General features: G+C 65.5%; 13 protein-coding genes and 1 tRNA gene. All 14 read right to left on the reverse strand.

What is annotated here, in order from left to right; genetic code table 11:
* Positions 1-81 precede the first annotated feature (81 nt).
* Complete coding sequence (gene nusA, locus ACNSTU_RS09925) at positions 82-1,584, reverse strand: transcription termination factor NusA (RefSeq protein WP_290632033.1); 1,503 nt, start codon at positions 1,582-1,584, stop codon at positions 82-84.
* Between the two features lie 45 nt (positions 1,585-1,629).
* Entirely contained in the window at positions 1,630-2,085 is a 456-nt protein-coding gene (rimP, locus tag ACNSTU_RS09930) for a ribosome maturation factor RimP (protein WP_290632035.1), read from the reverse strand.
* A gap of 278 nt (positions 2,086-2,363) precedes the next feature.
* Positions 2,364-3,491, reverse strand: a complete 1,128-nt coding sequence (locus ACNSTU_RS09935; RefSeq protein WP_290632037.1) for an ABC transporter ATP-binding protein — start codon at positions 3,489-3,491, stop codon at positions 2,364-2,366.
* Positions 3,481-4,152: a molybdate ABC transporter permease subunit gene (gene modB, locus ACNSTU_RS09940; protein WP_290632039.1), complete on the reverse strand. Its 672-nt coding sequence runs from the start codon at positions 4,150-4,152 to the stop codon at positions 3,481-3,483. The genes ACNSTU_RS09935 and modB overlap by 11 nt, the downstream gene beginning before the upstream one ends.
* A gap of 125 nt (positions 4,153-4,277) precedes the next feature.
* On the reverse strand, positions 4,278-4,925 hold the full coding sequence (locus tag ACNSTU_RS09945) for a DUF6064 family protein (protein ID WP_290632041.1): 648 nt from the start codon (positions 4,923-4,925) through the stop codon (positions 4,278-4,280).
* A gap of 3 nt (positions 4,926-4,928) precedes the next feature.
* Entirely contained in the window at positions 4,929-5,894 is a 966-nt protein-coding gene (locus ACNSTU_RS09950) for an aldo/keto reductase (RefSeq protein ID WP_290632043.1), read from the reverse strand.
* Between the two features lie 78 nt (positions 5,895-5,972).
* The gene (locus tag ACNSTU_RS09955) at positions 5,973-7,247 is read right to left on the reverse strand and encodes an RNA polymerase sigma factor (RefSeq protein WP_290632045.1); all 1,275 of its coding nucleotides are present in this window, start codon (positions 7,245-7,247) and stop codon (positions 5,973-5,975) included.
* Between the two features lie 27 nt (positions 7,248-7,274).
* On the reverse strand, positions 7,275-7,547 hold the full coding sequence (locus tag ACNSTU_RS09960) for a DUF2845 domain-containing protein (protein WP_290632047.1): 273 nt from the start codon (positions 7,545-7,547) through the stop codon (positions 7,275-7,277).
* Between the two features lie 255 nt (positions 7,548-7,802).
* Positions 7,803-7,879: transfer RNA gene (locus ACNSTU_RS09965), tRNA-Met, on the reverse strand.
* Positions 7,880-7,983: 104 nt separating this feature from the next.
* A complete protein-coding gene (locus ACNSTU_RS09970; RefSeq protein WP_290632049.1) occupies positions 7,984-8,304 on the reverse strand; it encodes a DUF2818 family protein in 321 nt (106 codons plus the stop codon).
* Between the two features lie 6 nt (positions 8,305-8,310).
* Positions 8,311-9,753 carry an NADH-quinone oxidoreductase subunit NuoN gene (nuoN, locus tag ACNSTU_RS09975; protein ID WP_290632051.1) on the reverse strand — a complete coding sequence of 481 codons (1,443 nt, stop codon included), beginning with the start codon at positions 9,751-9,753 and terminating at the stop codon, positions 8,311-8,313.
* 65 nt (positions 9,754-9,818) lie between these two features.
* Positions 9,819-11,333: an NADH-quinone oxidoreductase subunit M gene (locus ACNSTU_RS09980; RefSeq protein ID WP_290632053.1), complete on the reverse strand. Its 1,515-nt coding sequence runs from the start codon at positions 11,331-11,333 to the stop codon at positions 9,819-9,821.
* 72 nt (positions 11,334-11,405) lie between these two features.
* Complete coding sequence (gene nuoL / locus ACNSTU_RS09985) at positions 11,406-13,394, reverse strand: NADH-quinone oxidoreductase subunit L (RefSeq protein ID WP_290632055.1); 1,989 nt, start codon at positions 13,392-13,394, stop codon at positions 11,406-11,408.
* Positions 13,395-13,397: 3 nt separating this feature from the next.
* Positions 13,398-13,703 carry an NADH-quinone oxidoreductase subunit NuoK gene (nuoK, locus tag ACNSTU_RS09990; protein WP_290632057.1) on the reverse strand — a complete coding sequence of 102 codons (306 nt, stop codon included), beginning with the start codon at positions 13,701-13,703 and terminating at the stop codon, positions 13,398-13,400.
* Between the last annotated feature and the right edge of the window lie 3 nt (positions 13,704-13,706).

Genomic DNA, 13,706 nt, shown 5'->3' on the forward strand with positions numbered 1-13,706 from the left:
TTCTCCCCGAATCCTGTCCAATTACCGGCGCGCCCCCTGGCGCACTCCACCCTGCGGGTCCGCAACCCGCTGCACGACGGATCAGGATTCCTTCTGCTCCTGCTCGGCGAACCACGGTTCGCGAGCCTTCATGATCAGGGCGGCGGCGCGCTCGGCGTCGACGCCGGTGGCGTCGACCACATCGTCCACCGCCTGCTCGGCCAGATCTTCCATGGTCGCAACGCCCTCGGCCGCCAGTTTGCGCGCCAGCTCCTCGTCCATGCCTTCCATGCCCAGGAGGTCTTCGCTGGGTTCGCCACCGCTCTCGCCACCGCCGGCAATCATCTGCGTCAGCAGGGCGTCACGGGCGCGGGCGCGCAGCTCCTCAACGATGTCCTCATCGAACTCTTCGATGTCGAGCATCTCGGAGGTGGGCACGTACGCGACCTCCTCGATACTGGAGAAGCCTTCCTGCACCAGGATGCCGGCCACCTCCTCGTCAACGCCCAGGGTGTCCATGAACGCGTCCAGAATCTTCTGCGCCTCTTCCTGGCTCTTGGCCTGGGCATCCTCGCTGGTCATGACGTTCAGCTCCCAGCCGGTCAGTTCGCTGGCAAGCCGGACGTTCTGACCGCCGCGACCGATGGCCTGGGAGAGCTGGTCCTCACCAACGGCCACATCCATGCTGCCCGAGTCCTCGTCAACGACAATGGACTCGACCTCTGCCGGCGCCATGGCATTGATAACGAACTGGGCCGGATTCTCGTTCCAGAGGATGATGTCGATGCGCTCACCGGAGAGCTCGTTGGACACCGCCTGGACCCGGGAGCCCCGCATGCCCACACAGGCACCGACCGGATCGATGCGCGGATCGTTGGAGCGCACCGCGATCTTGGCGCGCAGCCCCGGATCGCGCGCCGCACCGAGAATGTCGATGAGCTCCTGCCCCACTTCCGGCACTTCCAGCTTGAACAGCTCGATGAGGAACTGCGGCGCGGTACGGGAGACGAACAGCTGCGGCCCGCGCGCTTCCGGGCGGACTTCCTTCAGATAGCCGCGGACGCGGTCACCGGCCCGGAACGCTTCCCGCGGGATCATCTCCTCGCGCGGGATCAGCGCCTCTGCATTGCCGCCGAGATCCATGACCACGTTGCCCCGCTCCGCCTTCTTGACCACCCCGGTGAGCAACTCGCCGACACGGTCTTCATAGGCGTCGACCACTTTGGCCCGCTCGGCCTCGCGAACCTTCTGCACGATGACCTGCTTCGCGGTCTGCGCGGCAATCCGCCCGAAGGCAACCGACTCCATGGGCTCTTCGATGAACTCGCCAACCTGGGCATCGGGCTTGCGCGCCTGCGCCTCCGACAGGTGCATGACCTGCTCGGGGGACTCCACTTCGGCGTCGTCCTCGACCACTTCCCAGCGACGGAACGTGCTGTACTCCCCGGTCCGACGATCCACACTGACGCGGACATCGATATCTCCGGGGTAGCGCTTCTTGCTGGCCGACGCCAGCGCCGCCTCGATCGCCTCGACGATGACCTCGCGGTCCACGCCTTTCTCGTTGGAAATGGCCTCTACGACCAGCAGAACCTCTTTGCTCATGCTTGTGACTCCAGACCCGCTTTCGGCACGACGCCCGTCGGGTTGTCAGACATCCGGTACCAGATTGGCCTTGTCGATCCTGTCCAGGGGCACCGCATACTCGATGCCCTCGTCTTCGATCACTACGCAGGCGTCCTGCACCCCGCGCAGGACACCCCGAAACTTGCGCCGCCCATCCCAAAGCCCCGTGAGCCGCAGCCGGGCCTCAGCCCCGGCAAAGCGCTCGAAATCCGCAGCCTTGAACAGCGGGCGATCCACCCCGGGTGACGAGATTTCCAGGCGATAGGAGCTGGGGATGGGGTCCTCCACATCCAGCAGGCCGCTCACCTGATGGCTCACCGCTTCGCAGTCATCCAGCGCAATGCCCGCGGGCGCGTCGATGTAGACCCGCAGCAACCCCTCGCCACGGTTGGGGCGATACTCCACCCCCACGACCTCGTAGCCCATGGCCACGACGGCCGGTTCGATGAGTGCGGTCAGCTGTTGCTGAATCCCGTCCATGTTCAATCCATACAAATAAAAAATGGGCCCCAAGGCCCATCCGATGCTCAGCGGCGTGCCCGATGCCTCGGGCAAGCTCCCGCTCGGTTGCATGCTCCTGCCGCCGGCATCCGGCGGGCGGCCTCGGCGTACAAAAAAAGGCCGCATGCGGCCTCAGTCTGATGTCGCCGAAGAAACGCCGCTCGAGCCGCGGAAGGGCAAACACCCCGTCGAACCGCGACGTTTCGAGGCCGGGAAGATACACCTCAAGTGGCCGTGTGGTCAAGCAAAACCGGCGTTTAGGCGTCGCCGGGGACCACCCCGGAGCCGCCCCCTGACGCGGCCATGAGGTGGATTCCCTTGCTCAGCAGGGAGACCGACGCGTCCGCTCCCGGCTCCAGCTGATTCCGTCGCGCGGCGTGGGTGGAAACGGACAGGCGCAGACTGTCCCCGGAGTGGTGACACCGCAACGTCACCGACGTCTGCGCCCCCATGACCACCGCCTCCTCCACCCGGCCGGAGACCGGATTCTCCCGCTCCCCCAGCGATGGCCGGCCACGGCGGTGCAGGACGATATCCGAATCGGGAATGTACCACTGCACCCGTGTCCCCGGTGGCAATGTTACCGGGCCGGCCACCTCCAGGGTCAGCTCCCCCCATTGAAGAGTGCCGAGGTCCCCGTTGGAGACCACAGTCCCCGAGAACACGTTCTGCCGCCCGAGCAACCGGGCCACCCGCGGCGATGCCGGCTCCCGGAACAGCGCTTCAGGCGTTCCCGACTGCAGACTGACACCCTCGTTGAGAACACAGATCCGGTCAGCCAGGGCCGCCGCTTCCTGGAGGTCATGGGTCACCAGGACCACGGGAATATCGATGGTCTGCCGCAGCACCGCCAGCTCCCGCTGCAGGCGCTCGCGGGTCATCATGTCCACGGCGGAAAAGGGCTCATCCAGAAGCAGCGCCCTGGGGTCGCGGGCCAGCGCGCGGGCGACTGCCACCCGCTGCTGCTGCCCCCCGGACAGGTCCCGGGGCAGACGCCCGCCGAGCCCGTCGAGCCGGACCCGGGACAGCAACTCGCGCGCCCGCCGGAGGCGGTGGGCGCGGCTGCCGGCATCCATCGCCAGGGTCAGGTTCTCCTCTGCCGTGAGGTGGGGGAACAGGGCGTAGTCCTGGAAGACGAGCCCGACGCGGCGCTGCTGGGGGCGAAGATCAACACGCGCTGCGGTCTCCAGCCAGGTTTCGCCATTGCAACGGATCACCCCTTCCTGCGGTCGGTGCAGACCGGCGATGGTCCGCAGCACGGTGGTCTTGCCACTCCCGGACGGCCCGACCAGCGCGAGCAGCTCACCCGGCCCGACCGTGAACCGGGCATCCAGTGGAATGCCACGGCGGGAGCGCAGCGTGACCTCCAGGCGGCTACCGGACACCAACGGCCCTCCCCTTGCCCGCGAGCCCGTACACCAGGCCGATGGCAATGAACGACGCCACCAGCAGCAGCAGGGACATGGCGCCTGCCGCCTCGTCGTCGAAGGCCTGAACACGGTCGTAGATGGCGATGGCCACCGTCTTGGTTTCGCCCTCGATGGCACCGCCGACCATGAGCACCACGCCGAACTCGCCGATGGTGTGCACGAAGGTGAGCACGAACGCCGAGATCATACCGGGCCACACCAGCGGCAGCTCCACCTTGAGGAACGTGCGCCAGCCGGACAGCCCGGAGCACCAGGCGGCCTCGCGCAGGTGTATGGGCACGGTCTCGAACGCCCGCTGCACGGGCTGGATGGCGAACGGCAGGTTGAAGATGATGGACGCGAGCACAATGCCGGCAAAACTGAAGTTCAGGCCCTGCCCGGTGGCCGCGAACCACAGGCCGCCCAGCGGCATGTCGGAGCTGAAGCTCACCAGCAGGTAGTAACCCAGAACAGTGGGTGGCAGCACCAGCGGCAACGCCACCGCCGCCTCGATGAAGCCACGCCCGCGAAAGCGGTTATAGGCAAGCCAGCGGCCAACCACCACGCCCACGGGCAGGAGGATCAGGGTCGTCCAGGTCGCGAGTTCCAGGGATAGCCGAAAGGCCGTCCAGTCCATAGTCACCTTGGTGGATCAGCGGGTTCAGGGGGCCAGCAGGACCGTCTTCGCGGCCTCGGATGGCCTCCGGACAACCTGGACAATGGAAACACAAAACCCGGACCGGGGGTAGAAACGCCGCGGCGCTACCGCGGCGCGTGCCGAACGACGGACACAACACTGCCCGCGAACGCCGCAGCCGCTGCCAGAGCCACACCCCAGTCCGGCCACCACGCAAGCGCCACGGCGGCGAAGCCGGCCGTCCCACCGGCCAACAAGGGAACGAACGCCAGCACGGGGACAAGTGTGCCCGGTCGACGTGTGAGCAGCCAGCCGCAGGTGACCACCACGGTGGGCTCCGGACTCAGGCCGACGACGCGGAAAGCAGGCCAGCCACTACCCAGCAGCAGATCCACCAATGGCACGCCGACCAGGCCGTATAGCATCAGTGCACGGCCCACCCAGGCGGTTACGCCGACATCGCGCCGCAGTTCTGCCGCGGGGCCGAGGGCAAACACAGCCAGCAATGCACCCTGAGCGATGAACACCCACTGAAACCAGGGCGCGGCGAAGAAGAAAGGTGCCAGGTGGACGCCGTAGAACAGCCCGCCGACGGCGATCCAGGCAACCCCGAGCACGTAGCCCGAGAACCGGTCAAGTGGCCGCGCCGACGGCGAGACCGTCGCGGCCAGAACGACGCCACCGACGGCGAGGCAGGCCAGGACGGCATACCAGTGACTGGCGTTCAGGTCGGCCACGATGCTGAACAGCACGTCCAGGGAGTAGGGAAGCATGAGCTAAAACCTTTCGAGTTCTTCGAGCATGCGCTGCCGGGCGGCGGCATCCGGCACTGGGCCCCGCAGTGCGCCCATGTTCTCGCGCATGTGCTCCACCTGTGACGTGGCGGGGATCGCACAGGTGACTGCGTCGTGGGACGTGATGAACTTCAGGAAGTACTGGGCCCAGTTCTCGATGCCGTAGTCCTCGGCCCAGTCCGGGAGGGCCTTACCGTTCACACGGTCGAACAGGTTGCCGCGCTGGAACGGCCGGTTGGCGATGACGGCGATGCCCCGCTCCCGGGCCAGCGGCAGCAGGCGCTGTTCCGCCTCGCGGTCGACAATGTTGTAGGTGAACTGCACGAAATCGATGGGCTCATCGCGCATGATCCGCTCCAGCGCGTCGTGGCGGCGGCCATGGGATGTGGTCACACCGAGATAACGGATGTCCCCGGCTTCACGGCGATCACGAAGGGTGTCCAGATGGGCCTCCCAGTTGACCAGGTTGTGGATCTGCATGAGATCGAATCGCGTGATGCCCCAGAGATCCAGCGATGCATCGACCTGTTCCCGTCCCTCGCCGGTGCTGCGGGTCCAGACCTTGGTTGCCGAAAAAGCGGAGCCCGTCTCGCCGATCCGCTCCAGCAGATCACCCAGCACGGCCTCGGCCGTGCCGTACATGGGCGACGAATCAATCATCCCGCCACCCATGGCGAAGAATGTCCGCAGCACGTCCGCGAGGCGGTCCCGCGCGCCTTCGTCCGGGCCCACATTGAAGGTAATGTAGGTCCCCATGCCGATGGCGCTGATGGTCTCATCGGTGCCGGGGATCGTCTTGCGGTGCCGGCCGTCATGGCCGAGGGCCGTCGCGGGGGCCGCCAGCACGCCCGCCGCCACCGCCCCGCGCAGGCGCCACACCGCCGCCGCCGCGGAACCATCGGCCAGCCAGCGCAGGAATTGCCGTCGCCCGGGGCTGAACTGATTCATGACCTGCCACCTACTCCGCGTCGTGAGGGGCCGTTGCACGAGTGACCCCCGCAGTGCGGGACGGGTTCCCGGTGGAAGTCAGGCCGGCACTGTCAGCGCTGCCAGCCGGCGCCGGAGAAACCGCGCCTCGGGCTCCTGCTGGACCAGCTCCAGCGCTCGCCGGTATGCGTCTGCGGCAGCGTCGACACGGCCGAGCCGACGCAGCAGGTCCGCGCGCGCCGCGTGGGCGAGATGGTAGTCATCAAGGCGTCCGTCCGCGATCACGGCTTCCACTTCGGCGAGCCCGGACTCGGCACCATCGCGCATAGCCAGGGCGATCGCCCGGTTCAGCGCCACCACCGGCGACGGGTCCAGGCGCAGAAGCAGATCATACAGGGCGATGATCTGCGGCCAGTCGGTCTGCCCGGGGGTAGTCGCCTCGGCATGGACAGCCGCGATCGCTGCCTGTAACGCGTAAGGCCCGGGCCGGCCGTGGCGCAGGGCCTGCTCGACCCGGCGCACACCCTCGGCGATCATCCCGCCATCCCAGAGACTTCGATCCTGATCATCCAGCAACACGATGTCGCCATTGACGTCGGTGCGGGCCTCGCGGCGCGACTCCTGCAGCAGCATCAGTGCCAGCAATCCTTCCGCCTCGGGCTCCGGCCCGGGAAGCAGCTCCAGCAGGAGACGCCCGAGCCGGATCGCCTCCCCGGAGAGGTCCGCCCGCACCAGCGAAGCGCCGGAGGACGCCGCATAGCCCTCGTTGTAGACCAGATAGATGACGCGCAGGACCCCATAGAGCCGTTGCGGCAACTCCGCGGTTCCGGGGACTTCGTAAGGAATCCCCGCCCGGCGGATCTTCGCCTTGGCCCGAACGATCCGCTGGGCCACGGTCGCCACCGGCGTCAGAAACGCGCGGGCGATCTCCTCGGTGGTGAGATCGCAGACTTCCCGGAGCGTGAGGGCGGCGCGGGCGTCTGCGGACAGCGCCGGGTGGCAGCAGGTGAACACGAGCCGCAGGCGATCATCGGTGATCCCCTCGTCATCGGTTCTCGCGGGATCCGAGCCGGCACCCGCAACCGCCTCCGGGTCATCGAGCGGCGACAGCCGGCCGCGGCGGCGCAAGCTGTCGATGGCCTTGAACCGTCCCGTGGAAACCAGCCATGCGCGGGGATTTTCAGGGAGACCGTCCCGGGGCCACTGTTCCAGCGCCGCCCGAAAGGCTTCATGCAACGCCTCCTCGGCAAGCTCGAAGTCTCCAAGAAGGCGGATCAGCGTTGCCAGCACACGGCGGGAGTCGTCGCGATAAAGGACCTCGACGGTGCGCCGGGTGGCCCCGCCCTCCTGACCCTGAACTCCGGAATCGTCCATGGCTCGTCCTCAGGGACAGTGCGCCGGTTACCGCAGCCGCTCGATCCGGACGACCCGCTCACCGTGGTAGGTCACCAGGTGGTCACGGCTTCCGTGCGCGCTGTCGTAGACTTCCCGCTTGCCGACGGCAGCACCGTACTCGTTCTCCAGAATGCTGGTGCGGACCGGCTCACCGCACTTGCGATGCACCTCGGCGACATGATCGCCCCGCTGAACCAGGTCGTTGCCACACCGCATGGAGTCCGCTGCAGCGGGGGCCACCGCTATCAATGCCAGCGTCGCGACGATGATCCGTATCATGATGATTCTCCAGACGCCCCCTCCGGAGCAGCATGCCCCGGCCAGCGCAGACGCGCAAGACACACCGCGGCTGCGGGCCGGGGCCCGCGCGACTGAATCGGTGGTACTCATGACGTGAATCGGAGAAAGCCGGACGGGCAGTCGGGAGCGGGACGATCAGCAGTTCGTACGACCGCGTGGTTCCGCCCCGATCCGGGAGACGAACGCTTCTTTACTTCCGGAATGGCCGCCGAAGGACTCAGCGGCCGAATTGATTGGTAGCGGGGGCAGGATTTGAACCTGCGACCTTCGGGTTATGAGCCCGACGAGCTACCAGACTGCTCCACCCCGCAATTGACGCTGCGCATGTTAGCGCCGGAACCCGTGAAATGCAAGGCACATCGCCATCTTTCTCACATTCGCCGGCGTCCGGGTGGCACGGGCTACCCCCACCGGATCAACGCCGCTTGCGCAGGTATCGGCGCAAGTCGTGATAGTAGATGAACCCCGGCAAGGCGAGAATGGCAAACAGGCACAGGTTCACCACCCAGAACTCCCAGTCCTGGGCGTAGATCTCCCCTGTCACGCCTTGCTCAAGCCCGGCTGCGATCACGCCGGTCACACCGAACATGAGCAGCCACTCCACGAGCCGAACCCACTCCCGTTTGCCCTGCGATGGCGGCTTCAGCACGAACAGAACCCGTTCGCTCATCCACGGCAGATTGGCTGCCACCAGAGCGATCAGCAGCAGAACGATAACGCCCGTCGTCGTCCCCATGGCGAATTACCCGAACGCTGCCATACAGATCGCCACCAGCGTACCCGGGAACAGGCCCAGCAGGAGCACGGCCAGCCCGTTCGCCGCCAGCAGGCCCTTGAAGCCCCCGGACCCCACCGGCTGTGGACCATCCCCTTCGGGCTTGTCGAAGTAGCACAGCCGGACAATACGCAGATAGTAGAAGGCGCCGATCACGGCCCCGATCACGGCCAGCACCGCCAGCCAGATGAAGCCCGCCTCAACGGTGGACTTCAGCACCAGCCACTTGGCGTAGAAGCCGACGGTGCCCGGAATGCCGGTGAGCGACACCATCAGGATCAGCATCACCAGCGCGAACAGCGGACTGCGCTCGTTCAGCCCCTTGAAATCATCCAGATTCTCGGCCTCGAACCCCTGGCGGCTGAGCAGCATGACAACGCCGAATGCCGCCGCCACCGTGAATGCATAGGTGACGGCATAGAACATTGCCGCGCCATAGCCTTCCGGCGTGCCGGCGAGGAAACCGAGGAAGATGAAACCGATGTGGTTGAACGTGGAGTACGCCAGCATGCGCTTGAAGTTGGTCTGCACCAGGGCAACCGTATTGCCCACCAGCAGCGAAGCGACGGCGAGGAGCAGCACCATGTGCTGCCAGTCACCCTGCAGCGGCCCCAGCGCCTCCCCGATCAGGCGGATGAACAGCCCCACCGCCGCAACCTTGGACGCGGTGGCGATGAACAGCGTCACCGCCGTGGGTGCGCCCTGATAGACATCGGGCACCCACATGTGGAACGGCACCGCACCGAACTTGAACGCCACGCCCACCACGGTGAAGATCAGACCGAACACCAGCAGCAACCCGGCATCGTCCGCGGCGGCGTCGGCGATCGCGGAAATCTCCAGCGAGCCGGTTGCGCCGTAGAGCATCGACATGCCGTAAAGCAGCATGCCCGAGGCCAGCGCCCCCAGCACGAAGTACTTCATCGCCGCCTCGGAGGCCGCAGGGGAGTCACGGCGCATGGCCACCAATGCGTACAGCGACAGGGACATCAGCTCCACGCCCAGATACAGCACCAGGAGGCTGTGCGCGGAGATGGTGACCATCATGCCGAGCGCAGCGAACAGGGTCAGCAGGTAGAACTCGCCCTGAAGCATGCCCCGGTCCCGCAGGTAGTCCCGGGAATACGCGAACGCCAGGAACGTGAGCAGCAGCACGGCGACTTTCAGTACCGCCGCGGCCGAATCGGCGATGTAGTTGCCGGTGAACGTGGTGGCATCAACGCCCCACTGGGTCTGCACCGTGATCACGATCCCGCCGAGCAGCGCCACCTGCGACAGCCAGTACGCGGGGGTGTGATCGCGGTCCGAACTGAACAGATCCACCACCAGCACCAGACACGCCATACCCAGCATCCAGATCTCGGGCAGGGCAAGCATCAGGTTCGGTGTCTCGAAGGTGTCCGTTGTCATAGATTTCCTCAGAGCTCAAAGCCCGGCGGCGCCCATTGATGGCCCCACCCGTATCCGTTAGCGGTTCAAAGCCCGTCCGTCACCACCTCAAGCAGGTGCGCCAGGGACGGCTCCATGATGTCGATCAGCGGCGCGGGCCAGATGCCGAGCCACAGCACCGCCACGGCCAGCACGCCCAAAACCAGTTTCTCGCGGCCATCCACATCCTCGAGCTTGTCGACCTTGTCGTTGACAACCTCCCCGTACGCCACCCGTTTCACCATCCACAGGGTGTAGGCGGCGCCGAGAATCAGCGTGAGGCCGGCCAGGAAGGCGTACCAGAAGTTCGCCTGAAAGGCCGCCAGGATCACCATGAACTCGCCCACGAACCCAGAGGTGCCGGGCAGGCCGGCATTGGCCATGGCGAACAGCACGAACAGGCCGGCAAACACCGGCATGCGGTGGGCAACACCGCCGTAGTCCCCGATCATGCGGGTGTGCATACGGTCATAGAGCACGCCGACGCACAGGAACATGGCCGCTGAGATGAAGCCGTGGGAGACCATCTGCACCATGGCGCCTTCCAGCGCCAGCAGGGCCCCGTCCGCGCCACCGGTGCGCACGACAATCTCGAAGACGATGAAGAACCCGAGCGTCACGAAACCCATGTGCGCAATGGACGAGTAGGCGATCAGCTTCTTCATGTCCTGTTGCATCATCGCCACCAGCCCGATGTAGACCACCGCCACCAGTGACAGCGCAATCATCAGCCAGTCCAGCTCCATGCTGGCCTCGGGCACGATGGGCAGCGCGAAGCGCACGAAACCGTAGCCGCCGATCTTGAGCATGATCGCCGCCAGGATCACCGAGCCACCGGTGGGCGCCTGCACGTGCGCATCAGGCAGCCAGGTGTGCACCGGCCACATGGGCACCTTGATGGCGAACGCCAGCAGGAACGCCACGAACAGCCAGATCTGCGTCCCCAGAGGCAAGCCGAGACCGTACATCTCCAGAATGTCGAAGCTGCCCGCCTGGAACTGCAGATAGATCAGGGCCACCAGCATCAGCACGGAGCCGACGAAGGTGTACAGGAAGAACTTGATGGTGGCGTAGATACGCTCCGCCCCGCCCCAGATGCCGATCAGCAGGAACATCGGCACCAGAATGGCTTCCCAGAACACGTAGAACAGGATGGCATCCAGCGCGCTGAACACGCCCACCATGATGCCTTCCATGATCAGGAAGCAGGCCAGATAGAGCGACGGGCGGTACTGGATCTTCGAGCCCGCGGCGATGACCACCAGCAGGGTCGAGAAGGTGCTCAGCACCACCAGCGGCATGGAGATGCCGTCCACGCCCAGGTAGTAGTTCACCCCGAGCACTTCCACCCAGGGTGTCTTTTCCACGAACTGCATGGCAGCCGTGCCCGGCTCGAACCCCACGATCAGGCCGAGGCTGAGCACAAAGGTCACGCCGCTCACGATCAGGGCGAACAGCCGCGCGCGGTCGGCCTTGTCGTCCCCGAGCAGGAAGATCAGAGCGCCCCCGATAATGGGCAACCAGATGAGCACGCTCAACAAGGGCCAGGAGGATTCCAACATCCGTTACTTCCTTACCAGTTCAGTCAGGTTTGGGCGCCGGCTTCCCGGCCGCCACCATGGTCCAGCACGGGCCTAGCGAATGGCGAAGACGAACCAGGTCAACAGCACCATCAGGCCGATGATCATCACGAACGCGTAGTGATACAGATACCCGGTCTGGGCATGGCGCATGACCGCCGCCACGCGTCCGATGGTCCGCGCCGTGCCGTTCACCACCAGGCCGTCGATCAGCCGCACGTCGCCAAGCCGCCAGAACAGCGTCCCCAGGCCTCGGCCCGCGGCGGCAAAGCCGTTGAGATACAGCTCATCGAAACCGTACTTCCGCTCCAGAATCCGGTGCGGGAGCGGGAAGCGGCGCTGCAGCTCGGCCGGGAGCTCCGGCCGTTTCACGTACAGGAACCAGGCCGTCAGGAACCCGGCCAGCGCCAGGTAGATCGCCGGCGTCTCGAAGGCGTGCAGGATGAAGCCAACAACGGTTTCAAAGCCCACGGCCGAGAGCACGTCGTTCTCCGGCAGTACCGTAATGGCGTTGCCGAACCAGCCGCCGAACACCATCGGCCCCACGGTGAACAGGCCGATCAGCACCGAGGGAATGGCGAGCAGCATCAATGGCACGGTCACCACGGACGGGCTCTCGTGGAGATGCCCGCGGGTGTGCTCGTCCATGCGCTCCTGACCATGGAAGACCAGGAACAGCAGACGGAAGCTGTATAGCGCCGTGACGAACACGCCCAGCAGCACCGCCCAGTGCGCGAAGGTGGCGCCGGCACGATCCGAGTGGGCGACCGCCTCGATAATGGCGTCCTTGGAGAAGAAGCCGGACAGACCCGGGAAGCCGATCAGCGCCAGTGTGCCGATGAGCATGGTCCAGTAGGTCACGGGCATGTACTTCTTCAGCCCGCCCATCTCGAACATGTCCTGCTTGTGGTGCATGGCGATGATGACCGAGCCCGCCCCCAGGAACAGCAGCGCCTTGAAGAAGGCGTGGGTCATGAGGTGGAACACGCCGGCGGCATAGGCGGACACGCCCAGCGCCACCACCATGTACCCGAGCTGGGACAGCGTCGAGTAGGCAACGACACGCTTGATGTCACGCTGAACCAGGCCGATCAGGCCCATGAACAGGGCCGTCACGGCACCGATCACGAGAATGAACGACAGCGCGGCTTCCGAGAATTCGAACAGCGGCGACATGCGCGCCACCAGGAAGATGCCGGCGGTCACCATGGTCGCTGCGTGAATGAGCGCGGAGATGGGCGTCGGGCCCTCCATGGAGTCGGGCAGCCACACGTGCAGCGGCACCTGCGCCGACTTGCCCATGGCACCGATGAACAGGAGGATGGCCGCCACCGTGACCACCGACCATTCGGCACCGCCGATGATGCTCATGGTCTGGTCCGGGTTGGCCGCTACGGCGCCAAAGACCTCGGAGTAGTTGAGGCTGCCGAAGTAGAGCACCACGGCGGCAATGCCCAGCAGGAACCCGAAGTCGCCCACGCGGTTGACCAGGAACGCCTTCATGTTGGCGAAAACGGCCGTGGGCCGGTTCATCCAGAAACCGATCAGCAGGTAGGAGACGAGACCCACCGCTTCCCAGGCGAAGAACAGCTGCAGGAAGTTGTTCGCCATCACCAGCATCAGCATGGCGAAGGTGAACAGGCTGATGTACGAGAAGAACCGCTGGTAGGCGTAAGGCCCCAGCTTGCTGTCGGACGGCCAGTTGTGGTCCTCGTCGGCCATGTAGCCGATGGTGTAGATGTGCACCATCAGGGACACGAACGTCACCACGGCCATCATCATGGCGGTGAGCTGGTCCACCATGAAACCGATCTCGAAATGCAGTCCGCCGGCGACCATCCAGGTGTAGATGGTGTCATCGAATACCGGCCGCGTGCCGTTGATGAAGCCCCAGAGGACGTACAGCGACAGCAGCGTGGACAGCCCCACCAGGGCGATGGTGACGCGATGCGCGCCCACACGCCCGAGCTGGCGTCCGAACAGCCCGGCGGCGATGGCGCCCAGCAACGGGGCGAGAACGATGGCTAGGTAGAGAGTCTCCATGGATCAGCCCTTCATGGTGTCCAGATCGGCCACATTGATGGATTCCCTGCTGCGGAACAGGGTCACCAGGATGGCCAGCCCGATCGCGGATTCCGCGGCGGCCACCGTAAGAATGAAGAACACGAACACCTGCCCCGCCAGGTCACCCATGAAGGTGGAGAAGGCGATGAAATTGAAGTTCACCGCCAGCAGGATCAGCTCGATGGACATGAGCAGCACGATGGCGTTCTTCCGGTTGAGGAAGATCCCGGCCATGCCCAGCGAGAACAGAATGGCCCCCAGAATCAGAAAGTCCGACAACTCGATCATTGC

The organism is Aquisalimonas sp. APHAB1-3 (genome assembly GCF_048323695.1).
GTDB lineage: Bacteria > Pseudomonadota > Gammaproteobacteria > Nitrococcales > Aquisalimonadaceae > Aquisalimonas.

Excerpts from the sequence above, each read along its gene's own strand:
- nusA (WP_290632033.1), bottom strand. The coding sequence starts at position 1,584 with ATGAGCAAAGAGGTTCTGCTGGTCGTAGAGGCCATTTCCAACGAGAAA.
- rimP (WP_290632035.1), bottom strand. The coding sequence starts at position 2,085 with ATGGACGGGATTCAGCAACAGCTGACCGCACTCATCGAACCGGCCGTC.
- modB (WP_290632039.1), bottom strand. The coding sequence starts at position 4,152 with ATGGACTGGACGGCCTTTCGGCTATCCCTGGAACTCGCGACCTGGACG.
- ACNSTU_RS09945 (WP_290632041.1), bottom strand. The coding sequence starts at position 4,925 with ATGCTTCCCTACTCCCTGGACGTGCTGTTCAGCATCGTGGCCGACCTG.
- ACNSTU_RS09950 (WP_290632043.1), bottom strand. The coding sequence starts at position 5,894 with ATGAATCAGTTCAGCCCCGGGCGACGGCAATTCCTGCGCTGGCTGGCC.
- ACNSTU_RS09955 (WP_290632045.1), bottom strand. The coding sequence starts at position 7,247 with ATGGACGATTCCGGAGTTCAGGGTCAGGAGGGCGGGGCCACCCGGCGC.
- ACNSTU_RS09960 (WP_290632047.1), bottom strand. The coding sequence starts at position 7,547 with ATGATACGGATCATCGTCGCGACGCTGGCATTGATAGCGGTGGCCCCC.
- ACNSTU_RS09970 (WP_290632049.1), bottom strand. The coding sequence starts at position 8,304 with ATGGGGACGACGACGGGCGTTATCGTTCTGCTGCTGATCGCTCTGGTG.
- nuoN (WP_290632051.1), bottom strand. The coding sequence starts at position 9,753 with ATGACAACGGACACCTTCGAGACACCGAACCTGATGCTTGCCCTGCCC.
- ACNSTU_RS09980 (WP_290632053.1), bottom strand. The coding sequence starts at position 11,333 with ATGTTGGAATCCTCCTGGCCCTTGTTGAGCGTGCTCATCTGGTTGCCC.
- nuoL (WP_290632055.1), bottom strand. The coding sequence starts at position 13,394 with ATGGAGACTCTCTACCTAGCCATCGTTCTCGCCCCGTTGCTGGGCGCC.
- nuoK (WP_290632057.1), bottom strand. The coding sequence starts at position 13,703 with ATGATCGAGTTGTCGGACTTTCTGATTCTGGGGGCCATTCTGTTCTCG.